We start from the raw sequence: 26,015 nt of genomic DNA on the forward strand, positions 1-26,015 counted from the left end.
GGGGTGAGGGCCCTTGTCCGAATGGACGCGGGCCCTCACCCCTCAGCCGAGTCGCAGCGGCGGCGTCAAGCACCGATGGCGTGCAGACCGCCGTCCACGTGGATGATCTCGCCCGTGGTCTTCGGGAACCAGTCGCTCAGCAGGGCGACAACGCCCTTGCCGGCCGGCTCCGGGTCCTTGAGGTCCCACTCCAGGGGGGCGCGGGTGTCCCAGACGGAGGCCAGCTCGGCGAAGCCCGGGATGGACTTGGCGGCCATGGAACCGATCGGCCCGGCCGAGATGAGGTTGCAGCGGATGTTCTGCTTGCCCAGGTCACGCGCCATGTAGCGGCTGGTGGCCTCCAGCGCGGCCTTGGCCGGGCCCATCCAGTCGTACTGCGGCCAGGCGTACTGCGCGTCGAAGGTCAGGCCGACGACCGAGCCGCCGTTCTGCATCAGCGGCAGGCAGGCCATGGTCAGCGACTTCAGGGAGAACGCCGAGACGTGCATGGCCGTGGCCACGGACTCGAACGGCGTGTTGAGGAAGTTGCCGCCGAGGGCGTCCTGCGGCGCGAAGCCGATGGAGTGCACGACGCCGTCCAGGCCGCCCAGCTCCTCGCCGACCAGGTCGGCCAGGCGCCCGAGGTGCTCGTCGTTGCTGACGTCGAGCTCGATGACCTTGGTGGGCTTGGGGAGCTTCCTGGCGATGCGCTCGGTCAGCGTGGGACGCGGGAACGCGGTCAGGATGATCTCCGCGCCCTGCTCCTGGGCCAGCTTCGCGGTGTGGAAGGCGATGGAGGACTCCATCAGCACACCGGTGATCAGGACGCGCTTGCCCTCGAGAATTCCGCTCATGGTGTTCAGTGACCCATTCCCAGTCCGCCGTCAACGGGAATGACGGCTCCAGTGATGTACGAGGCGTCGTCCGAGGCGAGGAACCGCACCGTCGCGGCGATCTCCTCGGGCTGCGCGTACCGGCCGAGCGGCACCTGCTTCACGATCCCCTCGCGCTGCTCGTCGGTGAGCGCCTTGGTCATGTCGGTGTCGACGAAGCCCGGCGCGACGACGTTGAAGGTGAGGTTGCGCGAGCCCAGCTCACGGGCGAGCGAGCGCGCGAAGCCCACCAGGGCGGCCTTGGAGGCGGCGTAGTTCGCCTGGCCGGGGCCGCCGTACAGACCCACGACCGACGAGATCAGCACGACGCGGCCCTTCTTGGCGCGCAGCATGCCGCGGTTGGCACGCTTGACGACCCGGAAGGTACCCGTGAGGTTCGTGTCGATGACCGAGGTGAAGTCCTCCTCGGACATGCGCATCAGGAGCTGGTCCTTGGTGATGCCGGCGTTGGCGATCAGCACCTCGACCGGGCCGTGCTCGGCCTCGATCTCCTTGTAGGCCTGCTCCACCTGCTCGGTGTCGGTGATGTCGCACTTGACGGCCAGGAAGCCGGCCGGCGGCTCGCCCGAGCGGTACGTGATGGCAACCTTGTCACCGGCGTCGGCGAATGCGCGGGCGATGGCGAGGCCGATGCCCCGGTTGCCTCCGGTGACGAGAACCGAGCGGCTCAACGGATCACCCTTTCGATAGCGGTCTGGCACACCCGCCCGAACACCTGGATGACAGGCGGCTTCCTCAAAAACCTATCGGTCCGGGCCCGTGCGCGGACAATCGGGCATCCACAGTGGCTTACGGGACTCCCTGTCGGGTCCCTACAGAAAGATGCGGAACTCCGCCGGAAACGTATGGTCCGCGGACCCGCCCCCGCGACATGATCGGAGCCGACAGGTCACGACTCCAGGGAGATGCCCGTGCCCCATACGATCGACGAAGCCTTCACGGCGCTTCCACTACGCGCCTTGGCCGACGCCGCCCTGGCACGCGCGCGTGCGCTGGGCGCGGCGCATGCGGACTTCCGGTTCGAGCGGGTGCGCAGCGCCTCCTGGCGGCTGCGGGACGCCAAGCCCTCCGGCACCTCGGACACCACCGACCTGGGCTACGCGGTGCGGGTCGTGCACGGCGGTACGTGGGGTTTCGCGTCGGGTGTGGACCTGACCCTGGACGCCGCCGCCAAGGTCGCCTCGCAGGCGGTCCAGATGGCGAAGCTGTCCGCCCAGGTGATCAAGGCCGCCGGGTCGGACGAGCGCGTGGAGCTGGCCGACGAGCCGGTGCACTCCGAGAAGTCGTGGATCTCCTCGTACGAGATCGATCCGTTCTCGGTGCCCGACGAGGAGAAGGCGGCACTGCTGGCGGAGTGGAGCGCGCGGCTCCTGGCCGCCGACGGCGTCAACCACGTGGACGCCTCGCTGCTCACCGTCCATGAGAACAAGTTCTACGCCGACACGGCCGGGACGGTGACCACCCAGCAGCGGGTACGGCTGCACCCGCAGCTGACCGCCGTGTCCGTCGACGAGTCGAGCGGCGAGTTCGACTCCATGCGGACCATCGCGCCGCCCGTCGGACGCGGCTGGGAGTACCTCACGGGCACCGGCTGGGACTGGGACGCCGAGCTGGCGCAGATCCCGGAACTCCTCGCCGAGAAGATGCGGGCACCCAGTGTCGAGTCGGGGGTGTACGACCTCGTCGTCGACCCGTCCAACCTGTGGCTGACCATCCACGAGTCCATCGGGCACGCCACCGAGCTGGACCGGGCGCTCGGCTACGAGGCCGCCTACGCCGGCACCTCCTTCGCCACCTTCGACCAGCTGGGCAAGCTCCGGTACGGCTCCGAGCTGATGAACGTCACCGGTGACCGCACCGCCGAGCACGGCCTGGCGACCGTCGGGTACGACGACGAGGGCGTCGCGGGCCAGTCCTGGGACCTGGTGAGGAACGGCACCCTGGTCGGCTACCAGCTGGACCGGCGGATCGCGCGGCTGACCGGGTTCGAGCGGTCCAACGGGTGCGCCTTCGCCGACTCCCCCGGCCACGTGCCGGTGCAGCGCATGGCCAACGTGTCCCTGCAGCCGGACCCGGCCGGGATGTCGACCGAGGACCTGGTCGGAAGCGTGGAGCGCGGGATCTACGTCGTCGGCGACCGGTCCTGGTCGATCGACATGCAGCGCTACAACTTCCAGTTCACCGGGCAGCGGTTCTTCAGGATCGAGAACGGGCGGCTCGCCGGCCAGCTGCGGGACGTCGCGTACCAGGCGACGACCACCGACTTCTGGGGCTCGATGGCCGCGGTGGGCGGTCCGCAGACGTACGTCCTCGGCGGTGCCTTCAACTGCGGCAAGGCCCAGCCGGGGCAGGTCGCCGCCGTCTCCCACGGCTGCCCGTCCGCCCTGTTCAAGGGCGTCAACATTCTGAACACCACGCAGGAGGCGGGTCGATGAGTCCTCGTGTGCCCCACGGCATGACGAACAAGCCGCACGAGATCGTCGAGCGGGCCCTCGCCCTGTCCCGGGCGGACGGCTGTGTGGTCATCGCCGACGAGCAGTCGACCGCCAACCTGCGCTGGGCCGGCAACGCCCTCACCACGAACGGTGTCACCCGCGGCCGTACGCTCACCGTCATCGCGACCGTCGACGGCAAGGAGGGCACGGCCTCCGGTGTGGTCTCGCGGTCGGCCGTGACCGCGGACGAGCTGGAGCCCCTGGTGCGGGCCGCCGAGGCCGCCGCGCGCGGTGCCCAGCCCGCCGAGGACGCCCGGCCGCTGGTCACCGGCGTGCCCCACTCCCCCGACTTCACGGACGCGCCCGCCGAGACCTCCTCCGCGGTGTTCGCCGACTTCGCGCCGGCGCTCGGTGAGGCGTTCGCCCGCGCGCGTGCCGGCGGCCGCGAGTTGTACGGCTTCGCCAACCACGAGCTGGTCTCCAGCTACCTGGGCACGTCGACGGGGCTGCGGCTGCGGCACGACCAGCCCAACGGAACGCTGGAGCTGAACGCCAAGTCGCCGGACCGTACGCGGTCGGCGTGGGCGGGGCGGTCGACGCGGGACTTCAAGGACGTCGACCCCGCCGGGCTCGACGCCGAACTGGCCGTACGCCTCGGGTGGGCCGAGCGCCGGATCGATCTGCCCGCCGGGCGGTACGAGACGCTGCTGCCGCCCACCGCCGTGGCGGACCTGCTGATCTACCAGATGTGGTCGGCGTCGGGCCGGGACGCGGTCGAGGGCCGCACGGTGTTCTCGAAGCCGGGCGGGGGCACCCGGGTGGGCGAGCGGCTCACCGACCTGCCGCTGACCCTGCGCAGCGACCCGAACGCGCCGGGCCTGGAGTCGGCGCCCTTCGTGCTCACGCACTCCTCCGGGGGCGACCAGTCGGTGTTCGACAACGGGCTGCCGCTGACCGCCACCGAGTGGGTCCGCGAGGGCGAGCTGAGCGGTCTGCTGACCAGCCGGCACAGCGCCGAGCTGACCGGGCTGCCGGTGGCGCCGGGCATCGACAACCTGATCCTGGACGGGGGCGAGGACCGGTCCCTGGAGGAGATGGTCGCGAACACCGAGCGCGGGCTGCTGCTGACCTGCCTCTGGTACATCCGCGAGGTCGACCCGGCGACGCTGCTGCTCACCGGCCTGACCCGGGACGGCGTCTATCTCGTCGAGAACGGCGAGGTGAGCGGCGAGGTCAACAACTTCAGGTTCAACGAGTCGCCGGTCGGCCTGCTGGGCCGGGCCTCCGAGGCCGGGCGCACGGAAAAGACGCTGCCGAGGGAGTGGAGCGACTGGTTCACTAGGGCTGCGATGCCGGCCCTGAGGGTGCCGGACTTCAATATGAGCTCTGTCAGTCAGGGCGTATAACCTCGTAGTCGGCTGTCGCTCGACTGCCCGAAGGTCATTCCAAGGAGATACGAGAACCGTGACGGACATCGTCGACGAACTGAAGTGGCGCGGGCTGATCGCCCTCTCCACTGACGAGGACGCATTGCGCAAGGCGTTCGCGGACGGTCCCGTCACGTTCTATTGCGGCTTCGACCCGACCGCGCCCAGCCTGCACCTCGGCAACCTCGTGCAGATCCTGACGATGCGTCGGATCCAGCAGGCGGGCAACCGTCCGCTGGGCCTGGTCGGGGGCGCCACCGGCCTGATCGGCGACCCGAAGCCGGACTCGGAGCGCACGCTGAACGCCCCGGAGGTCGTGGGCCAGTGGGTCGAGCGGCTGCGCGCACAGATCCAGCCGCTGCTGGACTTCGAGGGACCCAACGCCGCGGTGATGGTCAACAACCTGGACTGGACCCAGGGTCTGTCGGCCATCGAGTTCCTGCGGGACGTGGGCAAGCACTTCCGGGTCAACAAGATGATCGCGAAGGAGGCCGTTTCCCGGCGGCTCAACTCCGACGCGGGCATCAGCTACACGGAGTTCAGCTACCAGATCCTGCAGAGCATGGACTTCCTGGAGCTGTACCGGAGGTACGGCTGCACGCTGCAGACCGGCGGCAGCGACCAGTGGGGCAACCTCACCTCTGGCACCGACCTGATCCACCGGGTCGAGCCCGACGCCGTGGTGCACGCGCTGGGCACGCCGCTGATCACGAAGGCCGACGGCACCAAGTTCGGCAAGACGGAGTCCGGCACGGTCTGGCTCGACCCCGAGATGACCACGCCGTACGCCTTCTACCAGTTCTGGCTGAACGCGGACGACCGGGACGTCTCCAAGTTCCTGCGCATCTTCAGCTTCAGGTCCCAGACGGAGATCGAGGAGCTGGAGCGGCAGACCGAGGAGCGCCCGCAGGCGCGGGCCGCCCAGCGGGCACTGGCCGAGGAGCTGACGACACTGGTGCACGGCGCCGACCAGACGGCCGCCGTGATCACCGCGTCCAAGGCCCTCTTCGGCCAGGGCGAGCTGACCGACCTGGACGAGAAGACGCTGGCCGCGGCCCTCTCCGAGGTGCCGCACATCCAGGTCGCCGAGCTCGGTGCGGTGGTCGACCTCTTCGCCGAGGTCGGCCTGGTCGCCAGCAAGTCGGCCGCGCGCCGCACGGTCAAGGAGGGCGGCGCCTACGTGAACAACACGAAGGTCGCCGCGGAGGACGCCGTCCCCGCCGCGGAGGACCTGCTGCACGGGCGCTGGCTGGTGCTGCGCCGGGGCAAGAAGAACCTGGCGGCGGTCGAGGTCACGGGTTCCTAGCCGCGCCGAAGCCGGTCACACCGAAGGGGGCTCCTTCCCGTACGGAAGGAGCCCCCTTCGCCGTGCCGCCCTCAGGTTCTCTGCTTGTCGCGGCCCAGCGTCGCCATGTACGCCATGTCGCCCAGGAAGACGATGATGACCGCGGCCGCGAGCTGGAACAGATGCCGCAGCCAGTCGATGCCGGAGGTGGCGTCGACGCCGGCCGCGCGGGCGATCGCGTTGCCGACGATCGCGCCCAGGATGCCGAAGATGGTGGTCAGCCAGAGAGGGCTGTGCTGCTTGCCCGGGATGATCGCCTTCGCGATCAGCCCCAGGACGAATCCCACAATGACGGCCCACAACCAGCCCATGGCTGCCTCCTCGTACGGCTCTACGTGAGCATTACGCCCAGTGTCGGTCGGCTCGCCGTACGTCGCATGGCGGGTGCGGCCGTACGTGCCGCGGCCGAGGACGTTCGTCCAGGGTGGAGGTGCCCCGCTCTCGTAGGCGGCGCAGGCCGGGCGTACCGTGGATGCTGTCCGGGTCCCCGTTCCCCGACCGGGGGCGGACCGGATACGGGGTGGGGAGACTCGGATGCGGGCGGATGGTGGAATGTGATGCGGAAGCAACATGGCGGCGGCAACGTCCAGGTGTTCCGGATCACCGGGGCCAGGACGAGCCTCCAGGAGGACGTGCGCGGACGGCAGCGCCGGTACGTCATCTCGATGACGGTCCGCACCCTCTCGGTGATCCTCGCGGTGACGCTGTGGAACGTCGAACGGCACGTCGCGATCGTCGCCCTGGTACTCGGGGCGGTACTTCCCTATATCGCCGTGGTCATCGCCAACGCGGGGCGGGAGAACGCGCCGTCGCTCCCGTCGACGTTCGTGGCCGCGCCGACGCGGCCGATGATCACTCCGCCCGGTGCGGAGGAGCCCTTCGCGGAACCCGTCCCGGAAGACGCCGCGGCCGATCCGGCCTCGGGCGCGCGGAAGGAACCGCGCGAGCGAGCATGATCATGCACGGCGTCGGCCGATCATGAGGCGGCGTCCGCGGGCGAGTCACAACCGGAAGTCAGGGCGTCGCCAAGCTCAAGAAAAGCTCAGATCAATCATGTTGTTCCGGTGCCGGGCGACGGGTTACCCGTGACATACTTCGTAGGCGCTCCGCATCCCCCGTCGGAGCGACGGACCGACGCCGGGCAGCTCCCCCCGTGGCTGCTCGGCGTCGCCTTTTTACGCATCTGTGAGACGAACCGGTGAGTGAAGAAACCCCGATCTGTTCCGCCAAGGGCTGTCGAGCCGGCGCCGTGTGGGTGCTGGCGTGGAACAACCCGAAGATCCATACGCCGGAGCGGCGCAAGACGTGGCTCGCGTGCGAGGAGCACCGGGAGCACCTGTCACAGTTCCTCGGGGTGCGGGGGTTCCTGAAGGACGTGGTCCTCCTGTCGGAATGGGAGTCCTCCGAGGCCTCGTAGCCGCTCGCTCCGTCCGCCCGGCGGCCGTTCGATCCGCTAGCCGCCGATCGCCGACATCGGCCGGTCCGGCTGGTGGAACGTCGGGTCGTCCAGCCCCGAGCCCGCCTTCTTGCCCCACATGGCCAGGCGCCAGATGCGGGCGATCTCCTCGTCGGGAGCGTCGGAGCGCAGGGCGGCGCGCAGGTCGGTCTCCTCCGTGGCGAACAGGCAGGTGCGTATCTGGCCGTCGGCCGTCAGGCGGGTGCGGTCGCAGGCCGCGCAGAACGGGCGGGTGACGGAGGCGATGACGCCGACGCGGTGCGGTCCGCCGTCGACGAGCCAGCGTTCGGCGGGGGCCGAGCCGCGCTCGTCGGAGCCCTCTTCGGTGAGGTCGAAGCGGGTGCGCAGGGACGCCAGGATGTCTCCCGCCGTGATCATGCCGTCGCGCTTCCAGCCGTGCTGGGCGTCGAGGGGCATCTGCTCGATGAAGCGCAGTTCGTAGTCGTGCTCCACCGCCCAGGCCAGCAGGTCCGGGGCCTCGTCCTCGTTCAGTCCCGGCATCAGGACCGAGTTGACCTTGACCGGGGTCAGGCCGGCGTCGCGGGCGGCCTCCAGGCCGGCGATGACGTCCTGGTGGCGGTTGCGGCGGGTGAGGGTCTTGAAGACGTCCGGGCGGAGGGTGTCCAGGCTGACGTTGACCCGGTCCAGGCCGGCCGTCTTCAGGGCGGCCGCGGTGCGCTTGAGGCCGATGCCGTTGGTGGTGAGGGACATCTGAGGGCGCGGCTCGAGGGCGGCGACGCGCTCGACGATGCCGACCAGGCCGGGGCGCAGCAGGGGCTCGCCGCCGGTGAAGCGGACTTCCTCGATGCCGAGGGAGGTGACGGCGATGTCGATGAGCCGCACGATCTCGTCGTCGGTGAGCAGGTCGGGCTTGGCAAGCCACTGCAGGCCCTCCTCGGGCATGCAGTAGGTGCAGCGCAGGTTGCAGCGGTCGGTCAGCGAGACTCGCAGGTCGGTTGCCACCCGGCCGTAGGTGTCGATGAGCACGTGGGCCCCCTCCCTCGTCGCGGATCAACTGTTTCCGTCTCCTGCGAGCCTACGTGACGGGACCGACATCACCAGAGCCCGATCCCACGAGACGGGGCGCGGCCGCGTCGTAGAGACCTACGACGCGGCCGCTCAGGGGGCGGTCTCAGTGGATGCCCGTGGGTTTGCTCAGTGGGCGCCGGTGCCGGTCAGGGACCGTACCTCCAGCTCCGCGTACTTGGCGGTGTCCGGCTCCTCCTTGGAGAGGACCGTGCCGAGCCAGCCCATCACGAAGCCGAACGGGATCGAGATGATGCCGGGGTTCTTCAGCGGGAACCAGGCGAAGTCGACGTCCGGGAACATCGCCTTGGGGTCACCGGAGACGACGGGCGAGAACAGCACCAGGCCGACGGCGACGACGAGACCGCCGTAGATCGACCACAGGGCGCCCTGGGTAGTGAACCGCTTCCAGAACAGGCTGTAGAGGATCGTCGGCAGGTTGGCGGAGGCCGCGACCGCGAAGGCGAGGGCGACGAGGCCGGCGACGTTCAGGTCGCGGGCGAGGGCGCCCAGGAGGATGGAGGCCGCGCCGATGCCGATGGTCGCCAGCCGGGCCGCCCTCATCTCCTGCTTCTCGGTGGCCTTGCCCTTCTTGATGACGTTCGCGTAGATGTCGTGCGCGAAGGACGACGACGAGGCGAGGGTGAGGCCGGCGACCACGGCGAGGATGGTCGCGAAGGCCACCGCCGAGATCACGGCGAGCAGGATCGCGCCCCAGGCGGAGTCGACGCCGCCGAGGTGGAGGGCGAGCAGCGGTGCCGCCGTGTTGCCGGACGGGTTGGACGCGATGATCTCGTCCTGCGAGATGAGCGCCGCGGCGCCGAAGCCGAGGGCGATGGTCATCAGGTAGAAGCCGCCGATGATGCCGATGGCCCAGTTCACGGACTTCCGGGCGGCCTTGGCGTTGGGCACCGTGTAGAAGCGGATCAGGATGTGCGGCAGACCCGCGGTGCCGAGCACCAGGGCGATGCCGAGGGAGATGAAGTCCAGCTTGGTGGTGCCGGTCGCGCCGTACTGGAGGCCGGGCTCCAGGAAGGCGGTGCCCTTGCCGCTGTTCTCGGCGGCCGTGCCGAGCAGGTCGGAGATGTTGAAGTTGAACTTCAGCAGCACCAGGAAGGTGATCAGGATGGTGCCGCTGATGAGCAGCACGGCCTTGACCATCTGGACCCAGGTGGTGCCCTTCATGCCGCCGATGGAGACGTACACGATCATCAGGACGCCGACGAGGGCGACGATGAGGACCTTGCCGGCGTCGGAGGTGATGCCGAGCAGCAGCGAGACGAGGACGCCCGCGCCGGCCATCTGCGCCAGCAGGTAGAAGATCGAGACGACGATCGTGGAAGTGCCTGCCGCCGTACGGACCGGGCGCTGGCGCATGCGGTACGCCAGGACGTCACCCATGGTGTAGCGGCCGGAGTTGCGCAGGGGCTCCGCGACGAGGAGCAGCGCCACCAGCCAGGCGACCAGGAAGCCGATGGAGTACAGGAAGCCGTCGTACCCGAAGAGTGCGATGGCGCCGGCGATGCCGAGGAAGGACGCGGCCGACATGTAGTCGCCGGAGACCGCGAGTCCGTTCTGGAAGGCGCTGAACTGGCGTCCGCCCGCGTAGAAGTCGGCGGCGTCCTTGGTCTGGCGGCCGGCCCATACGGTGATGACGAGGGTCGCGACGACGAACACCGCGAACAACGAGATGATCAGTGGCCGGTGTTCGCTTGCCTCGCCGGCTGCCAGGGTGATCGCGGGGCTCATGCGCCGCCCTCCATTCGGGACTTGATGGCCTCGGCCTTGGGGTCGAGCTTCGCGGCGGCGTGCCGCGAGTACCACCAGGCGATGAGGAAGGTCGTGAGGAACTGCGCGATGCCGAAGACGAAGGCGACGTTGATGTTGCCGAAGAGCTTGGTGCCCATGAAGTCGCCGGCGTAGTTCGACAACAGGACGTACAGCAGGTACCAGGCGATGAAGCCGACGGTCAGCGGAAAGGCGAAGGAGCGGTAGGAGCGGCGCAGTTCACCGAACTCCGCGCTCTCCGCCACCTCGCTGAACTCCTCGGGTGAGGGGAGTTTGTGTTGCTCCTTCGAGGGGGGCGGTGCGTCGGTGGCCACGGAGTCTCCTCGCGTTGCGGATGCGGTTGTGACGGGGATCGGGGGCGAGTGTCCTCGCGTTCCCTGCACAAGGTCACGGCGGCGCGCTCGCCCCGGTTCAACAACGCGGGCTTCTTTCCGAAGTCACTTCGGGTAAGTCATTGCTGGCCAGCGGCTGCGGGAGATAGCTTCGGCCTGCACCACCCGTCATGTACCTGCCCGAGCACCACCTGTGCCTCGGGCCGGTTTCGTTTCCGGATGATGTGGAGACCCCATGCCTCATCTGCGTTCCAGACGCCGCCTGGCCCTCGCCGTGCCCGTCGTCCTGTCGTTGACGGCCTCGTTGGGCTTTCTGCCCATGGCGGCCGCAACGGCCGCCCCGCAGGCGGAGACCGCCGCTCAGGCGGTGGACGCGCCCAACCTGGCGTACGTCGTCAACACCAAGCTGGACCGCCGCACGATCGAAGCGGTGAAGAAGGCGGTGCCCGCGGCCGGCGGCACCGTCGTGATCACCTACGAGAAGATCGGCGTCATCGTCGCCCACTCGTCGAACCCGGACTTCGGCACGGAGATGCGCCGGGTGCGCGGGGTGCAGTCGGCGGGTGCCACGCGCACCACTCCGCTGACCGCCGCGGGCACGACGGACGAGGGCTCGGCGCAGTTCCTGTCGAAGGAGCAGGCCGCGAAGGTCGAGAACGCGTCCGCGGCGACGCCCGACAGCGAGCCCCTTGAGGCCGACCAGTGGGACCTCCGGGCGATCGGCGCCGAGAAGGCCGCGAAGATCAACCCGGGCAGCCGCAAGGTGACCGTCGCCGTGATCGACACCGGCGTCGACGACACCCACCCGGACCTCGCGCCCAACTTCTCCGCCGCGCAGTCCGCGAACTGCGTCGGCGGTGTCGCGGACACCAGCGAGGGCGCCTGGCGCCCGTACACCGCGGAGGACTACCACGGAACGCACGTGGCGGGTGAGATCGCCGCGGCCCGCAACGGCATCGGTGTCGCCGGTGTCGCTCCGGGCGTCAAGGTGTCCGGCATCAAGGTGAGCGACCCGGACAACGGTCTCTTCTACCCGGAGAGCGTCGTGTGCGCCTTCGTGTTCGCCGCCGACCACGGCGTCGAGATCACGAACAACAGCTACTACGTCGACCCGTGGCTGTACAACTGCATGGACGACCCCGACCAGCGGGCCATCGTCGACGCGGTCAACAGGGCGCAGCTGTACGCCCAGCACAAGGGTCTGCTCAACCTCGCGTCCGCGGGTAACTCCAACCACGACCTGGACTCCGACGCGATCGTCGACGACTCCAGCCCCGACGACTCCACGCCGGTCGAGCGGACCATCGACCCGCACGAGTGCTTCGACGTGCCGACGCAGCTGCCGGGTGTCGTCACGGTCAGCGCGACGGGCGTCCAGAACCTCAAGTCGTACTACTCCTCGTACGGCAAGGGCGTCATCGACGTGGCCGCGCCGGGCGGCGACCGGCTCTACCAGATCCCGGACACGCCGTCGAAGAACGGCCGCATCCTGTCCACCATGCCGAACGGCCAGTACGCCTTCCTCCAGGGCACGTCGATGGCTTCCCCGCACGCCGCGGGTGTCGCCGCGCTGCTGAAGTCGACGCACCCGCGCGCGACGTCGGCCCAGCTCCAGGCGCTGCTCAAGGCGCAGGCGGACGCCACCGCCTGCCCTGAGTCGTACGACCAGGACGGCAACGGCACGCAGGACGCGGTGTGCAAGGGCGGCAAATACGTCAACGGCTTCTACGGGTATGGCATCGTCAACGCCCTGCGCGCGGTGAAGTGACCCGCGGCGCCGTACCCCGGACCACCGGGGCACCTCGCCCCGCCCGACTCCGCTCACGGTCCGTCTCATACCGCGAACGAACTGGAGACACTGACACATGACAGCGCCTCACCCGCGCTACCGCCGCGCGGTCGCCCTTCCCCTCGGCATGGCCCTGACGACAGCCCTGGCGTTCCTGCCGAGCGCCACGGCGTCCGCGGCCGACGTACCCGGCACCGTGGCCGGCGTGACCGGCGCGGTGAACGACGTCCTCGCCTCCGCGGCCACGGACGACGCCACCTCCCTCAGCTACGTGGTCAACGTCAGCCCAGGGCACGGTCCTTCCGCGCACATCAAGAAGGCCATCGCCGAGGCCGGCGGCACGATCGTGACGTCGTACGACCAGATCGGCGTGATCGTCGTCCACTCGTCGAACGCCGACTTCGCCAAGACCGTCCGCAAGGTGAAAGGCGTCGAGTCGGCCGGCAACACCCGCAACGCCCCGCTGCCCGCCCAGTCGACGACCGACCTGGGCACGCCGAAGGCGCTCAGCGCGACAGAGGTCGCCGCCGCCGAGGCCCAGGCCGCCGCCGGACAGGACCCGCTGGAGTCCCTGCAGTGGGACCTGCCCGCCATCAAGGCGGACAAGGCGCACGAGAAGTCCCTCGGCAGCAGCAAGGTGACCGTCGCCGTGATCGACACCGGCGTCGACGACACCCACCCCGACATCGCGCCGAACTTCGACCGCGCCGCGTCGGTCAACTGCGTGACGGGCAAGCCGGACACCGCGGACGGGGCGTGGCGGCCGAGCGCGTCGGAGAGCCCGCACGGCACCCACGTGGCCGGTGAGATCGCGGCCGCCAAGAACGGCGTCGGCATGACGGGCGTCGCGCCCGGCGTGAAGGTCGCCGGCATCAAGGTGTCGACCACGGCCGGCTACTTCTACACCGAGGCCGTGGTCTGCGGCTTCATGTGGGCGGCCACGCACGGCGTCGACGTCACCAACAACAGCTATTACACCGACCCCTGGTACTTCAACTGCAAGAACGACCCGGACCAGAAGGCGCTCGTCGACGCGGTCGGCCGGGCCTCGCGGTACGCGGAGAAGAAGGGCGCGGTGAACGTCGCGGCGGCCGGCAACGAGAACTACGACCTCGCGGCCGACGAGATCACCGACCCGGTCTCGCCGAACGACGGCACGGCTTCCGACCGGGTGGTCGACCCGTCGAAGTGCCTTGACATCCCGACTCAGCTGCCGGGTGTCGTGACGGTCGCGGCGACCGGTGCCAAGGGCATCAAGTCGTCCTTCTCCAACCACGGTCTGGGGGTCATCGACATCGCCGCGCCCGGCGGCGACTCGACGGCCTACCAGAAGCCGGATGCGCCCGCGACCAGCGGTCTGATCCTGGGCACGCTGCCCGGCGGCAAGTGGGGCTACATGGCCGGTACGTCGATGGCGAGCCCGCACGTCGCGGCCGTCGCCGCCCTGATCAAGTCGACGCACCCGCACGCCTCGCCGGCCCTGGTGAAGGCGCTGCTGTACGCCGAGGCCGACGCCACGCCGTGCACGGACCCGTACGACATCAACAGCGACGGCAAGATCGACGCGGTGTGCGAGGGGACGAAGAACTACAACGGCTTCTACGGATGGGGTACCGCGGACGCGCTGGACGCGGTGACCAAGTAAACCGATGTAGACGGATGTAGGCCGACTTGACCGATACAGAAAGACCGGTCAAGTCGGCCTACTTGCAGCAGGTCCAGACAGGTCAACCAGGTCAACATGTTGATTTGGTCAATACTGCATAGTGCAGTCATGACTGACATCGAGTGCGCCTGGTCCGCGTTGGGCGGTGATCCCGCCCTCCTCCCGCGCGTGTCGACCGTGGTGCGGGAGGGCGCTCTTCAAGGGCGCCTTCCCGCAAGGGAGTTGGCACGGGCCTGCGTAGGCGCGTGCGCGCTGGCCGCCGCCGAGCTGGGAGCGCGACGGGCCGGGCTCTCGGAGGTGCCCGGTGTTCGGGTGGACGACGGGGCCGTGGCGACGGCGTTCGTCAGTGAGCGGCATCTCCTGGTCGACGGGCGGGCGCCGGTCACCTTCGCGCCGCTGTCCCGGTTCTGGCGGACGGCGGACGGGTGGGTGCGCACGCACGCGAACTACGCCCACCACCGGGCCCGGTTGCTGGACGCGTTGCGGGTACCGGGGGACGTGACGGCCGTCGAGGCCGCGCTCGCCGAACGGTCCTCCCTGGAGGTCGAGGAGACCGTGTACGCGGCCGGCGGCCTCGCCGTCGCCCTGCGCACGACCGAGGAGTGGGCCGCTCACGAGCAGGGGGCCGCGGTCGCCAAGCGGCCGCTGGTCGAGCGCGAGCGGCTGGACTCCGCGCACGCGCGCGTGCTCGCCCCGGCCGGTACGACCTCCCCTCCCCTGCTGCCCGCCGCCGGACTGCGCGTCCTGGACCTGACGCGGGTCATCGCTGGCCCGGTCGCCACCCGCACGCTCGCCCTGCTGGGTGCGGACGTGCTGCGCGTGGACGCGCCGCGGTTGCCCGAACTGCCCGACCAGCACGCCGACACGGGCTTCGGGAAGCGGTCGACGACCCTCGATCTCGTGGCTGACCGGCGCAGCTTCGAGGAACTGCTCGGGGCGGCGGACGTGGTCGTCACCGGCTACCGGCCGGGCGCGCTGGACCGGTTCGGGCTGTCGGCTCAGGCACTGGCCGAGCGGCGGCCCGGAGTGGTCGTGGCGCAGTTGTCGGCGTGGGGCGGGTACGGGCCCTGGGGCGCGCGGCGTGGGTTCGACAGCCTGGTCCAGGTGGCCACGGGGATCGCCGCGGCCGAGGGCTCGATGGCCGAGCCCGGCGCGCTGCCCGCCCAGGCCCTGGACCACGGCACGGGATACCTGCTGGCGGCTGCCGTGCTGCGGGCGCTGACCGAGCAGTCGTCCGAGGGCGGCAGCCGGGTCGTCCGACTGGCGCTGGCGCGGACGGCCCGGTGGCTGATGGACGGGAGCGGGACCAGCAGCGTCGTGGGCGCCCCGTACGAAGGGCCCGGCCCCTGGCTGGCGGAGGCGGACAGCGGGCTCGGGCGTCTGCGGTACGCCCTGTCGCCGGTCTCCTTCGAGGGCGGCCCGGCCGACTGGGCACGGCCGCCGGGACCCTGGGGAGCGGACGCGCCGCGCTGGGGCTGAGTCACGGTCGGGCCGCGAACGTACCGATGGGCGCAATGCCGTAGCTCCCAGTTGTTTTCCTTGACTTGCCCTGCTCTATGACGGCTGGTGAAGATCTCGAGGTGACCTTGACAAGACCCACGCCCGGGCTGCCCGGCGCGAGCGAGCCCGTGCGGCGCCCCGGGGTGGGCCGGGCCGTCGCCGTCCTGGCCCTGGTGCTGCTGGCCGCGCTGGTGCCGCTGCTGGGGCCGTCCCCCGCGCTGCACGGCACCGGAGAGGCCGCGGCACCCGGCGTCGGCGCCGTCGCGCTGCTGCGTACCGTACTGTTCGCGGCCCTGTGCGTGCCGCTGGGCGAGTTGTTCGTACGCCGGCTGCTCCGTGCCGTGCCCGGCGCCCCGGACGCCGCACCCCGCGGCTGGGCCCTCTACGCGGCCCCCGCCGGTTTCGTCGCCGCACTGGGGCTCGCGTCGATCGTGGCGACGGGGAACGCGGTGCCGGGCAGCGTCGCCGAGATCGACGTCGGCGGCCTCTACGCGTCGCGGGACGGGAAGCTCGCGCTGGTGGAGGTCAACGGGTTCCTGGCGGCGGGGCTGTGCGCGCTCTCGGCGCGGCCGGCGACGCAGGTGTGGCCGCTGGCCGCGGTGGTCGTGGCCGAGGCCTTGCGCGCGCATCCCACCACCGAGCAGAGCCCGCTGGTCGGCTCCGGGCTGACGCTGGTGCATCTGACGTGCGCGGCGCTGTGGGCGGGCGGTCTGCTCCACGCGCTGCGGACGCTGCGACGCTGGGGCCCCTCGGAAGCGGGCGTGGCGTTGCTGGGCCTTTACGCGCGCGTGGCGGCCGTGCTGCTCGCCGCCATCACGGCGACCGGCGTGGGCAGTTCGCTGCGCCGCATGCCTGCGGAGACGATCCTCGAGCAGCTGACGACGACCGCGTACGGGCGCGTCCTGCTGGCCAAGGTGCTCCTCGTGGCCGCCGTCGCCGCGCTCGCCCTGTGGGCACGGATCCGGCTCGGCCGGGCCGCCGACCCGCTGACCGCCTGCTCGCCCGCGCGCGCGGAGGTCGTCGCGCTGGGCGTGGTGGTCGCGGTGTCGGGGCTGCTGACGGCGTTGCCGGTACCGATCCGCTGGTGAGACGTCTGCGGCCGCGGGACCGTCTCAGTTGGTGATCATCACCTTGAGCGCGGTGCGCTCGTCCATCGCCTGGTAGCCACCGGGGACGCCCTCCAGGTCGACGGTCAGGTCGAAGACGGGCGAGGCGTCGACGCTGCCGTCCAGGACGTCGGGCAGCGGCTCGGGGAGGTATGCCCGAACCGGCGTCACCCCGCCGAGCGGCGCGATGCTCCGGTCGAGCATGGCACCAAGGCCGTGGGCGCGCTCAGGGCGTGGTCGAGCGCACTTCACCGCACGTCGTCACCGGTGCCGGGCGCGCTTCGAGGGCACCGAGGGTGCCGACGGTGAGGAGGAGCTGCGCGGCGAGGTAAGTGAGCATGATCCACAGGTCGGGCCGGGGCGGCTGGGGCCAGTCGGCGACGCCGGCGGCGATCAGGGTGTCGGACAGCAGGAAGAGCGCACCGCCGAGGCCGACGACGAGGCCGAGCCGGGTCGCCGCCATGTACGCCATCGCCGTGAGCAGGAGGCTGTAGCCGGCGACGGGGACGCGGAGATCCGGGGGCAGGTCCGGCCAGAGCGAGGCCACGGTGGCGAGCAGGGCGGTGGCGTAGACGAGGACGAGAAGACCACCACGCGCGCGGGCGTCGCCGTACGCCTTGAAGCCGTACGCCCTGCCGTGCGCCTTGTCGTAGACCCTGCCGTGCGCCTTGAAGAGGGCGAGATAACAGAGGTGGCCGGCCGCGAAGGAGGCCATGCCGGCGAGGAAGGCCGGCTCGGCGTCGGACAACAGCAGGACGTCGCCGCCCCAGCCGAAGAGGAGGGCGGCGATCAGGAGACGGGGTGCGCCGTGCGATGCCGCGTACCCGGCCAGAAGGGGCATCAGGAGCGGCTTGGCGACGGTGTGCCCGGGGCCGAACCCCACGGCGAGGCACACGAGGTCCGCGGCGGCGGCCAGCGCGAAGGCGGCCAGGAGGACTCGGCGGACGATCACGCGACCACGGTTTCCCCGGCCGCCTCCGGCGCGGGCGTGGGCGCCGGCTGCCACCCGGGCCCCCGGAACACCCGCCCCGCGCGCTCGCGCCAACCGGCCGCCGCCTTCACGTCCTTGACGATGGCGACGTACTCATGAGTGGCCACCTTGATGGGATTGAACGTGTTGATGTTCTTGGTCAACCCGTAGACGGGCCGCACGGTCTCGGCGACGAACGATCCGAAGAGCCGGTCCCAGACGATGAGGATGCCGCCGAAGTTGCGGTCCAGATAACCGCCCTGGGAAGCGTGGTGCACCCGGTGGTGCGACGGCGTGTTGAAGACGTACTCGAACCAGCGGGGCAGCCTGTCGATCCGCTCGGTGTGGATCCAGAACTGGTACACGAGGTTCGCGGAGGAACAGAACGCGAGGGCGGCCGGGTGCACGCCGAGGGCCACGAGGGGGACGTAGAACGGCCAGACGGTCAGCGAGGTCCAGGGCTGGCGCAGCGCGGTGGTGAGGTTGAACCTGCGGCTGGAGTGGTGGACGACGTGACAGGCCCACAGGATGCGGATGACGTGGTGACCGCGGTGGGACCAGTAGTAGAAGAAGTCCTGGGCGAGCAGCATCAGGGGGACGGTCCACCACAGCACGGGCACCCGCAGCGGGGTGAGTTCGTACACCGCCGTGTAGATGGCGACGATCGGGATCTTCCACAGGAAGTCGAAGGCCAGGCTCCCGAGTCCCATGCCGACGCTCGTGGCCGCGTCCTTGGTCTCGTAGCCGGCTGCCTCCTCGTCGGGATGGAGGCGGACGCTGATCATCTCGATCAATGTGAGCAGCACGAAGGCGGGTATCGACCACAGCACGACATCGGGCAGGTTCGGCATGAGGGCACCGTAGAACCGCTGGTCGGCCGCGGCTAGACGTTGTTACCCACAAGTATTACCGACGGTACGCGCTTGCTTCTTGGCGATCTCCACCAAGGGGCGCACCGTCGGCGCAGGGTCTGTACGAGGAACTGCTGCGGCTGTGCTGCGCGCATGTCGTCGACCACCTCGCGGGTCGGGCCGGGCCGGGCCGGGCCGGGCCGGGGAAGTCGACACTCATGCAGTGGCTCGCGCTGAACGCGGCTCGACGGAGCTTCGGCCCGGAGCCGGCGGACTGGAACCGGTGCGTGCCGTTCGTGCCGCGTCTGCGGTCCTTCAACGCGCCGGACGGCCTGCCGCTGCCGCGGGACTTCCTGCCCGCCTCGGGCGCACCGCTGCGCGCGCCGCCGACTGGGTCGCGGAACTCCTCGGCGGCGGCCGGGCGTTGGTACCGGTCGACGGCGTCGACACGTGCCCCCTACCGACGCGGGCCGACGCCGAGGACCAGGAAAGGGGCAACCGTCCATCGAGGAAGGGAATTCGGCCGAGCTCGAACAGCCGAACCCGACAACGCCCCTGAGGACGGGGACTGTCGGTCGCGACCCGTATCCTCAGGGACCATGCTCGAAGACCGCATGAGGGCAGCGTCCTCCCCCACCGCCTGGCCGGCCGCGTATCCGAAGGGATACGCGGTCGTTGACGTGGAGACCACCGGCCTGGCCCGGGACGACCGGATAATCTCCGCGGGCGTCTACCGACTGGACGAGCGCGGCGAGGTCGAGGACCACTGGTACACGCTCGTCAACCCGGAGCGGGACCCGGGCCCGGTGTGGATCCACGGTCTGACGAGCGACGTGCTGGAGGGCGCTCCCCTCTTCCCGGAGATCGCCGAGGAGTTCTCGGCCCGCCTGGACGGCCGGGTGCTCGTCGCGCACAACGCGGTCTTCGACTGGCAGATGATCGCGCGGGAGTACGCGCGCGCGGACCGCGAGGCGCCGGTGCGGCAGCGGCTGTGCACCATCGCGCTCTCCAAGGAGCTGGCCCTGCCCCTGCCCAACTACAAGCTGGAGGCCCTGGCGGCGCACTTCGGCGTCGTACAGCAGCGGGCGCACCATGCCCTCGATGACGCGCGTGTCCTCGCCGAGGCGTTCCGGCCGAGCCTCAGGGCCGCGGCGGCGGGCGGCGTACGGCTGCCGCTGCACGAGTGCCGGCCGCTGACCGAGTGGACGGACCGGGCCGTGCCCCGGCAGCAGGCGGGCTACGGCAGCTACCGGCAGACCAGTTGGCGCCCCTCCCGCAAAAGGCCGGCATGCCCCCATCCCAACCCAGGGCGTTACGAAGCGGGCAAGCGGCTCAAGCAGGGCATGCGGGTCGCCTTCTCCGGGGACACGTCGACCGAGCGCGACCTGCTGGAGGACCGCGCGACCGAGGCCGGGCTGCATGTCGCGACGAGCCTGTCCCGGCTGACCAGCCTGCTCGTCACGAACGACCCGGACTCGGGCACGTCGAAGGTGGTCAAGGCCCGTCAGTTCGGGACGCCGGTGGTGGACGAGGCGGCGTTCGGGCAACTCCTCGGGGATGTGGAACCGGCGTCGGAGGGATGACCGTACGGAACAGAACGGAACGGCCGTCGGCGGTCACCCGGTGACTCGGTCACCCGGCGGCGACCGTACGGACGGGTGATTGCCGCGCGACTCGCCCGGCAGCCGCTCGCCCGCGTCGCGCCGAGCGCTCACCCTGTGGCCCATGGCGACTTGCGAAGTTTGCGGCAACAACTACGGAATGACCTTCGAGGTGCACGCCCAGGGCTCGGTGCACGTCTTCGACTGCTTCTCCTGTGCGATCCACCGCATGGCCCCGATCTGCGAGCACTGCCGGGTGCAGATCATCGGGCAGGGGGTCGAGGTCGAGGGCCACTGGTTCTGCGGCGCCCACTGCGCCCGCGCGGAGGGCAAGGTGGGCATCGTCGACAAGGTCTGACGCGGTCCCCGGACCCACGGAAGCCCTGCTTCCGGTACCCGCCTCCGTGCGCCCCACGACCCGGTTGTACGGTCGTGGGGTGTACCGCTTCCTGTTGTCCCGGCAGTGGGTGATCCTCACACTGGTCGCCCTCCTCCTCATCCCCACGATGATCAGGCTGGGTATCTGGCAGATGCACCGCTACGAGGAGCGCACCGCCCGGAACCAGCTGGTCTCCGACGCGCTCTCCTCCGACCCGGTGCCCGTGGAGCGGCTGACCTCCCCCGGCCACACCGTCACCACCGGCGAGCGTTACCACAACGTGACCGCGAAGGGCCGCTTCGACACCGACGACGAGGTCGTCGTCCGGCGTCGCACCAACTCCGACGACGAGGTCGGCTACCACGTTCTGACCCCGTTCGTCCTCTCGGACGGCAAGGTGCTGCTCGTCAACCGCGGCTGGATCCCCGCGAACGGCCCGAGCCAGACCGCGTTCCCCAGGATCCCCGCACCGCCGGCCGGCGAGATCACCGTCACCGGGCGGCTGATGCCCGACGAGACGACCGCGGCGAGCGGCATCAAGGACCTCAAAGGCCTGCCGGACCGGCAGGTCATGCTGATCAACAGTGAGCAGGAGTCGCGCCGCCTCGACGCCCAGGTGCTCGGCGGCTATGTCGTGCAGACGGCTCCCGAGCCGAAGGGCGACACCCCGGAACTGGTCGGCAGCCCGGGCAGCGAGGACGCGGCGCTGAACTACGCGTACGCCATCCAGTGGTGGCTGTTCGCGGCCGGCGTGCCGGTCGGCTGGGTGGTCCTGGTCCGGCGGGAACGGCGCGACCGGCGGGCGGCGCAGGCCGAACAGGCCACGGCGGAGTCGGAACCGGCGGCGGTGTAGCCACCCCACCCGTCGTCCAGTCGGCCTGGTGTAGCCACGCCCCCCTCGTCCCGCCGCCCCGGTGTAGCCGCCCCACTCGTCGTACAGCCACGTCACCCGTGGAGCCCTTACGGCCGCTCCCCCGTGTGACCGCCCGCGTCACTCACCCGGCCCCGCCCCGGATTGCCACCCCTGGCGCCCGGGAACCCGCTCTGCGTGCACCCCCGTATCGAGGACTACGCCCTCATCGGCGACGAACAGACCGCCGCCCTGGTCGGCCTGGACGGCTCCGTCGACTGGCTCTGCCTGCCCCGCTTCGACTCGGCCGCCTGCTTCGCCAAGCTCCTGGGGGACAAGGACAACGGCCACTGGCGCATCGCCCCCAAGGGCGCCGACCGGTGCGTGAGACGCGCCTACCGCACCGGCACCCTCGTCCTGGACACCGAGTGGGAGACCGACGAGGGCCGGGTGCGCGTCACCGACCTGATGCCGCAGCGCCACCGCGCCCCGGACCTGGTACGCGTCGTGGAGGGTCTGGGCGGCCGGGTCACCGTGCGCAGCACCCTGCGGCTGCGCTTCGACTACGGCTCGGTCGTGCCGTGGATGCGCCGGTCCGACGGGCATCGCGTGGCGGTCGCGGGACCGGACTCGGCGTGGCTGCGCAGCGAGCCCCAGGTGCACACCTGGGGCGAGGACCGCGCTACGCACTCGGAGTTCACCGTCGAGGAGGGCGAGAAGGTCGCCTTCGTCCTCACCTGGCACCCCTCGCACGAGCCGCGCCCGCCGCTCGTCGACCCGTACGAGGCACTGGAGCACAGCGTCACCGACTGGCAGGCGTGGGCGGCGCGCTGCCGCTACGACGGTCCGCACCGGGACACCGTGGTCCGCTCCCTGATCACCCTGAAGGCGCTCACCTACGCGCCGACCGGCGGCATCGTGGCCGCGGCCACGACCTCGCTGCCCGAGGAGCTCGGCGGGGTGCGCAACTGGGACTACCGCTTCTGCTGGCTGCGCGACTCCACCCTCACCCTGGGCGCCCTGCTGTCGTGCGGTTACCAGGAGGAGGCCGAGGCGTGGCGGAACTGGCTGCTGCGGGCGGTCGCCGGCGACCCGGCGGACCTCCAGATCATGTACGGCCTCGCCGGCGAGCGGCGGCTGCCCGAGTTCGAGCTGCCGTGGCTGTCCGGTTTCGCCGGCTCCCGGCCCGTACGGATCGGCAACGAGGCCGTGAAGCAGCTTCAGCTGGACGTGTACGGCGAGGTCATGGACACACTGTCGCTGGCCCGGCGGGCGGGTCTGCCCGCCAAGCCGCACATGTGGTCCATGCAGAGCGTCCTGCTGGAGTTCCTCCGCTCGTCGTGGCGGCAGCCGGACGAGGGGCTGTGGGAGGTACGCGGCGGCCGCCGTGACTTCGTGCACTCGAAGGTGATGGTGTGGGTGGCCGCCGACCGTGCCGTGCGCGCCATGGAGGACTACCCGGAGCTGCGCGGCGACCTGGACGGCTGGCGCGCACTGCGCGAGGAGGTGCACCGCGAGGTGTGCGAGAAGGGCTTCGACCCGGACCGGAACACCTTCACGCAGTACTACGGCTCGCGCGAACTCGACGCGGCGCTGCTGCTCATCCCGCGCGTCGGCTTCCTGCCGCCGGACGATCCGCGCGTGGTCGGCACGATCGACGCGGTCCGCGACGAGCTGGGCCACAGCGGCTTCGTACGCCGCTACAGCACCGTGGAGACGGCCGTCGACGGGCTGCCGGGCGACGAGGGCACCTTCCTGGTGTGTTCCTTCTGGCTCGCGGACGCGCTGCACATGACGGGCCGTACGCAGGAGGCCCGGGAGCTGTTCGAGCGGCTGGTCGGGCTCGCCAACGACGTGGGGCTGCTGTCCGAGGAGTACGACCCGGTGGCCGGCATGCAGCTCGGCAACTTCCCGCAGGCGTTCAGTCACATCGGTCTGGTGAACACGGCCCTCGCCCTGTTCGGCGGCGAGCAGGCAGGATAGGGGCCATGGATCTTGGACTGAAGGACCGGGTGTACGTCGTCACCGGGGCCACCCGCGGCCTCGGCAACGCCGCCGCGCGCGAGCTGGTCGCCGACGGCGCGAAGGTGGTCATCACCGGCCGGGACGAGAAGAGCGTCACCGACGCGGCGTCCGCCCTGGGCCCGAACGCGTTCGGCGTGGCCGCGGACAACGCGGACCCCCAGGTGGCCGCGCGGCTGATCGCCGCCGCGCGCGAGCACTTCGGCGGCTTCGACGGCATTCTCGTCAGCGTCGGCGGGCCGGCGCCGGGCTTCGTCGCCGACACCACGGACGAGCAGTGGCAGACGGCGTTCGAGTCGGTGTTCCTCGGCGCGGTACGGCTCGCCCGGGAGGCGGCGGGTGAACTGGAGGCCGGCGGTGTCATCGGGTTCGTGCTGTCCGGGTCGGTACACGAACCGATCCCGGGCCTGACGATCTCGAACGGGCTGCGGCCGGGGCTGGCCGGGTTCGCGAAGTCCCTCGCCGACGAGCTGGGACCGCGCGGCATCCGGGTCGTCGGGCTGCTTCCGGCCCGCATCGACACGGACCGCGTGCGCGAGCTGGACGGTCTGTCGGCCGACCCCGAGGCGACTCGGGCGGCGAACGAGTCCCGGATTCCGCTGCGGCGGTACGGAAGGCCCGAGGAGTTCGGGCGGACGGCCGCGTTCCTGCTGTCGCCCGCCGCGTCCTATCTGACCGGCGTCATGGTGCCGGTCGACGGGGGAATGCGGCACGGGTTCTGAGCCGTCCGCGGGTCCGGTGGGGGCCACTCGCCCCCACACGGGCCCTTTCGGTCTGTCAACTCACCCTCTCCGCACCATGCTTGACGCCCTTCAGCCGCACCTCCGCCGGAAGCGAGGCCAGGCCCGCCGAGTGCCGGGCGTGGGCGAGCGCCTGGTCGGTGAGGTCGTGGAGGGCCGTCGCGGGATCCACATGCGGTTCCAGCCTCAGGCGTACTCGGGCCGCTGGGGCGCTCGATCGGCCGGTCAGCAGGGCCTTGGCGTGGGCGACGCCGTCCAGTTCGCCCGCCTGCCCCGCCAGCACGTTCTCCAGTGCACGCCCCCGCAGCAGCGCGCCCGCGCCGTCGCCGGTGTCGACGAGCACCTCGTTGAGCCGGTGCCTGCGCAGGACCGCGGTCAGCCGCCACAGGGCGAGCAGCACGAGGACGGCGAGCACGGCGATGACGGTCGGCCACCACCAGTCGGCGTCCCGCCACCGGGTGCGTTCGGCGTCGCTCAGCAGGACGTCGTGCCTGCCGTCGTGGATCCACCACGAGGGCGCCGGGGCACCCAGTCCCACGGCGAGTACGGAACCCCCGACGACGACCAGCACGAGGCCGACCACGCCGAGCAGTACGCGGTTGAGGGTCCTGAGCACCGTACTCACCCCTTCCGTCCGGGCCGCGTCACGTGCACCGACAGCCTGGGCGGCCGGGACAGTCCAAGCCCCTTGACGGCTTCGGTGAGGGTGGCTTCCAGGTCCGTGCGGACCTCGTCCTGTTCGCGGAAGTGGGCGACCGCGCGGACGTCGGCGCGTGCGCGGCGCATCCGCACCCGGACCGACTGCACTCCGGCGACCTCCATGGCCCGGTCCCGCAGGACCATGGCCGCCGCCTCCCGGTGCAGTCCGGCGCGGACGTCGGCGTGGGTGCGCCGCATCGGCAGCACCGCCCGCAGGCCGGGCGTCGCCGCCAGCACGAGCAGCCACAGGCCGAGGGCCGCGGCGACGCCCGCGCCGACGAGCACCCAGGTGTCGTCGAGGGGCCGCTCGGCGAGTTGCCGGGCCAGTTCCCGGCGCCAGGCCAGGGCGTCCCGGCCGGCCCGCACGGCGGCGATGTCGTACAGGAAGGCACCGGCGACGACCAGGAGCAGCAACGCCACGATGCCGGCCGGCACCCGGCGTGCCGACCAGAACCGCCCACTGCTCCCGGCCTCGTCCGCGTGGTCGGCCGGCGCAGGCGGAGCCTCGTACTCCCCGCCTGCGCCGGTCGCCTTCTCCATGACCGGCAGTCGTTGTGTGGTGCCCTCGGAGCCCTGGGGCTCGCTCATCGCGTCCTCCCCTTTGCCGCGCCGTGCGCCGTCACCGGATGCAGCCGTTCCACCTGGACGGCGACCTCCGGCACCTCCATGCCCACCAACGCGCCTACCCGCTCCACGACATGACGACGCACCTGACGGCAACGCGCTCCGATGTCGCAGGGATAGCCGAGTTCGAGGTGCAGGCGGATCCGGACGGTCTCGTGGCGGACGACGACCGTGGCGGACGGCGGCGCGGCGTCCTCGGGCAGCTCGCCCACAGCCTCCCGCGCCGCCTGCGAAGCGATCTTCGAGACGACCCGGTCGGCGATCCGGGTCGCCCCGCGCTCGCCGGGCGGGACGACGGCCGCAGGTCTGCGGAGCTCACCGGCCCCACTGCTCACGGACGTCACCGCCGCCCGTCACGCCGGTTGTCGCGCATGCGGAAGAAGTCGCCGAGATCCATGTCCCCCTCGAGGAACCGGCCGACGACGAAACCGATGGCGCCCAGGGCCGCCACCAGCAGGAAGGCGCCGAACCCGCCGAAGTACCCGGCGAAGCCCAGTGCCATGCCGGCGATCATCCCGACCACGGCCATGCTCATGG

General features: G+C 70.9%; 26 protein-coding genes and 1 pseudogene. 14 read left to right on the top strand and 13 right to left on the bottom strand.

Annotation, left to right across the window (positions count from 1 at the left end; all coding sequences use genetic code 11):
• Positions 1 to 65: 65 nt before the first annotated feature.
• Positions 66 to 833 carry an enoyl-ACP reductase FabI gene (gene fabI / locus ACWBNA_RS05940; protein WP_482703038.1) on the bottom strand — a complete coding sequence of 256 codons (768 nt, stop codon included), beginning with the start codon at positions 831 to 833 and terminating at the stop codon, positions 66 to 68.
• 5 nt (positions 834 to 838) lie between these two features.
• Entirely contained in the window at positions 839 to 1,543 is a 705-nt protein-coding gene (gene fabG / locus ACWBNA_RS05945; RefSeq protein WP_482703039.1) for a 3-oxoacyl-[acyl-carrier-protein] reductase, read from the bottom strand.
• Between the two features lie 234 nt (positions 1,544 to 1,777).
• On the opposite strand from fabG, the gene ACWBNA_RS05950 reads away from it, so the two are divergent.
• From ACWBNA_RS05950 to tyrS, 3 genes are read left to right on the top strand one after another with little or no spacing between them, the layout of a single operon-like run.
• Complete coding sequence (locus tag ACWBNA_RS05950) at positions 1,778 to 3,307, top strand: TldD/PmbA family protein (protein ID WP_482703040.1); 1,530 nt, start codon at positions 1,778 to 1,780, stop codon at positions 3,305 to 3,307.
• Entirely contained in the window at positions 3,304 to 4,713 is a 1,410-nt protein-coding gene (locus ACWBNA_RS05955; RefSeq protein WP_482703042.1) for a metallopeptidase TldD-related protein, read from the top strand. The genes ACWBNA_RS05950 and ACWBNA_RS05955 overlap by 4 nt, the downstream gene beginning before the upstream one ends.
• A gap of 58 nt (positions 4,714 to 4,771) precedes the next feature.
• Positions 4,772 to 6,040, top strand: coding sequence for a tyrosine--tRNA ligase (tyrS, locus tag ACWBNA_RS05960; RefSeq protein WP_482703044.1), 1,269 nt, complete (start codon positions 4,772 to 4,774; stop codon positions 6,038 to 6,040).
• A 71-nt stretch (positions 6,041 to 6,111) separates the two neighbouring features.
• Here tyrS and ACWBNA_RS05965 read toward each other — a convergent pair whose 3' ends face one another.
• On the bottom strand, positions 6,112 to 6,390 hold the full coding sequence (locus tag ACWBNA_RS05965; protein ID WP_482703045.1) for a GlsB/YeaQ/YmgE family stress response membrane protein: 279 nt from the start codon (positions 6,388 to 6,390) through the stop codon (positions 6,112 to 6,114).
• Between the two features lie 246 nt (positions 6,391 to 6,636).
• Between ACWBNA_RS05965 and ACWBNA_RS05970 the strand changes: the two genes are divergently transcribed.
• Together ACWBNA_RS05970 and ACWBNA_RS05975 are read left to right on the top strand one after the other, a co-directional pair.
• A complete protein-coding gene (locus tag ACWBNA_RS05970; protein WP_482703047.1) occupies positions 6,637 to 7,035 on the top strand; it encodes a DUF3099 domain-containing protein in 399 nt (132 codons plus the stop codon).
• Between the two features lie 242 nt (positions 7,036 to 7,277).
• A complete protein-coding gene (locus ACWBNA_RS05975; RefSeq protein WP_482703048.1) occupies positions 7,278 to 7,496 on the top strand; it encodes a hypothetical protein in 219 nt (72 codons plus the stop codon).
• A 36-nt stretch (positions 7,497 to 7,532) separates the two neighbouring features.
• Here ACWBNA_RS05975 and moaA read toward each other — a convergent pair whose 3' ends face one another.
• The 3 genes from moaA to ACWBNA_RS05990 all read right to left on the bottom strand — a co-directional run bounded on the left by moaA (position 7,533) and on the right by ACWBNA_RS05990 (position 10,663).
• On the bottom strand, positions 7,533 to 8,522 hold the full coding sequence (gene moaA, locus ACWBNA_RS05980; protein ID WP_482703050.1) for a GTP 3',8-cyclase MoaA: 990 nt from the start codon (positions 8,520 to 8,522) through the stop codon (positions 7,533 to 7,535).
• 168 nt (positions 8,523 to 8,690) lie between these two features.
• Positions 8,691 to 10,310 carry a solute symporter family protein gene (locus tag ACWBNA_RS05985; RefSeq protein WP_482703052.1) on the bottom strand — a complete coding sequence of 540 codons (1,620 nt, stop codon included), beginning with the start codon at positions 10,308 to 10,310 and terminating at the stop codon, positions 8,691 to 8,693.
• Positions 10,307 to 10,663: a DUF485 domain-containing protein gene (locus ACWBNA_RS05990; protein WP_383875963.1), complete on the bottom strand. Its 357-nt coding sequence runs from the start codon at positions 10,661 to 10,663 to the stop codon at positions 10,307 to 10,309. The genes ACWBNA_RS05985 and ACWBNA_RS05990 overlap by 4 nt, the downstream gene beginning before the upstream one ends.
• A gap of 253 nt (positions 10,664 to 10,916) precedes the next feature.
• Between ACWBNA_RS05990 and ACWBNA_RS05995 the strand changes: the two genes are divergently transcribed.
• From ACWBNA_RS05995 to ACWBNA_RS06010, 4 genes are all read left to right on the top strand, one after another.
• Complete coding sequence (locus tag ACWBNA_RS05995) at positions 10,917 to 12,449, top strand: S8 family peptidase (RefSeq protein WP_482703054.1); 1,533 nt, start codon at positions 10,917 to 10,919, stop codon at positions 12,447 to 12,449.
• Positions 12,450 to 12,546: 97 nt separating this feature from the next.
• Positions 12,547 to 14,115: a S8 family peptidase gene (locus ACWBNA_RS06000; RefSeq protein WP_482703056.1), complete on the top strand. Its 1,569-nt coding sequence runs from the start codon at positions 12,547 to 12,549 to the stop codon at positions 14,113 to 14,115.
• A gap of 129 nt (positions 14,116 to 14,244) precedes the next feature.
• On the top strand, positions 14,245 to 15,615 hold the full coding sequence (locus ACWBNA_RS06005; protein WP_482703058.1) for a CoA transferase: 1,371 nt from the start codon (positions 14,245 to 14,247) through the stop codon (positions 15,613 to 15,615).
• A gap of 101 nt (positions 15,616 to 15,716) precedes the next feature.
• Positions 15,717 to 16,724: a CopD family protein gene (locus ACWBNA_RS06010; RefSeq protein ID WP_482703060.1), complete on the top strand. Its 1,008-nt coding sequence runs from the start codon at positions 15,717 to 15,719 to the stop codon at positions 16,722 to 16,724.
• A 24-nt stretch (positions 16,725 to 16,748) separates the two neighbouring features.
• Here the strand turns inward: ACWBNA_RS06010 and ACWBNA_RS06015 are convergent.
• From ACWBNA_RS06015 to ACWBNA_RS06025, 3 genes and pseudogenes are all read right to left on the bottom strand, one after another.
• Positions 16,749 to 16,955: pseudogene (locus ACWBNA_RS06015) on the bottom strand (IMP dehydrogenase); the annotation flags it as partial.
• A gap of 13 nt (positions 16,956 to 16,968) precedes the next feature.
• A complete protein-coding gene (locus tag ACWBNA_RS06020; RefSeq protein ID WP_482703061.1) occupies positions 16,969 to 17,694 on the bottom strand; it encodes a lysoplasmalogenase in 726 nt (241 codons plus the stop codon).
• The gene (locus ACWBNA_RS06025; protein WP_482703062.1) at positions 17,691 to 18,563 is read right to left on the bottom strand and encodes a sterol desaturase family protein; all 873 of its coding nucleotides are present in this window, start codon (positions 18,561 to 18,563) and stop codon (positions 17,691 to 17,693) included. Before ACWBNA_RS06025 ends, ACWBNA_RS06020 begins: the two co-directional genes overlap by 4 nt.
• Positions 18,564 to 19,162: 599 nt before the next feature.
• Here ACWBNA_RS06025 and ACWBNA_RS06030 point away from each other — a divergent pair.
• The 5 genes from ACWBNA_RS06030 (at position 19,163) to ACWBNA_RS06050 (ending at position 24,137) form a co-directional block, all read left to right on the top strand.
• Positions 19,163 to 20,146: a DEDDh family exonuclease gene (locus ACWBNA_RS06030; protein WP_482703063.1), complete on the top strand. Its 984-nt coding sequence runs from the start codon at positions 19,163 to 19,165 to the stop codon at positions 20,144 to 20,146.
• Between the two features lie 142 nt (positions 20,147 to 20,288).
• A complete protein-coding gene (locus tag ACWBNA_RS06035) occupies positions 20,289 to 20,522 on the top strand; it encodes a hypothetical protein (RefSeq protein WP_383875950.1) in 234 nt (77 codons plus the stop codon).
• Positions 20,523 to 20,601: 79 nt separating this feature from the next.
• A complete protein-coding gene (locus tag ACWBNA_RS06040; protein ID WP_482703066.1) occupies positions 20,602 to 21,396 on the top strand; it encodes an SURF1 family cytochrome oxidase biogenesis protein in 795 nt (264 codons plus the stop codon).
• Between the two features lie 195 nt (positions 21,397 to 21,591).
• The gene (locus ACWBNA_RS06045; protein WP_482703068.1) at positions 21,592 to 23,376 is read left to right on the top strand and encodes a glycoside hydrolase family 15 protein; all 1,785 of its coding nucleotides are present in this window, start codon (positions 21,592 to 21,594) and stop codon (positions 23,374 to 23,376) included.
• 5 nt (positions 23,377 to 23,381) lie between these two features.
• The gene (locus tag ACWBNA_RS06050; protein WP_482703069.1) at positions 23,382 to 24,137 is read left to right on the top strand and encodes an SDR family oxidoreductase; all 756 of its coding nucleotides are present in this window, start codon (positions 23,382 to 23,384) and stop codon (positions 24,135 to 24,137) included.
• A gap of 55 nt (positions 24,138 to 24,192) precedes the next feature.
• Here the strand turns inward: ACWBNA_RS06050 and amaP are convergent, their stop codons facing one another.
• From amaP to ACWBNA_RS06070, 4 genes are read right to left on the bottom strand one after another with little or no spacing between them, the layout of a single operon-like run.
• The gene (gene amaP, locus ACWBNA_RS06055) at positions 24,193 to 24,780 is read right to left on the bottom strand and encodes an alkaline shock response membrane anchor protein AmaP (protein WP_482703071.1); all 588 of its coding nucleotides are present in this window, start codon (positions 24,778 to 24,780) and stop codon (positions 24,193 to 24,195) included.
• On the bottom strand, positions 24,777 to 25,442 hold the full coding sequence (locus ACWBNA_RS06060; protein ID WP_482703073.1) for a DUF6286 domain-containing protein: 666 nt from the start codon (positions 25,440 to 25,442) through the stop codon (positions 24,777 to 24,779). The genes amaP and ACWBNA_RS06060 overlap by 4 nt, the downstream gene beginning before the upstream one ends.
• Positions 25,439 to 25,822, bottom strand: a complete 384-nt coding sequence (locus ACWBNA_RS06065; protein ID WP_482703075.1) for an Asp23/Gls24 family envelope stress response protein — start codon at positions 25,820 to 25,822, stop codon at positions 25,439 to 25,441. The genes ACWBNA_RS06060 and ACWBNA_RS06065 overlap by 4 nt, the downstream gene beginning before the upstream one ends.
• Complete coding sequence (locus ACWBNA_RS06070; RefSeq protein WP_482703077.1) at positions 25,819 to 26,013, bottom strand: hypothetical protein; 195 nt, start codon at positions 26,011 to 26,013, stop codon at positions 25,819 to 25,821. Before ACWBNA_RS06070 ends, ACWBNA_RS06065 begins: the two co-directional genes overlap by 4 nt.
• Positions 26,014 to 26,015 lie beyond the last annotated feature (2 nt).

It is taken from the genome of Streptomyces sp. Q2, assembly GCF_056820935.1.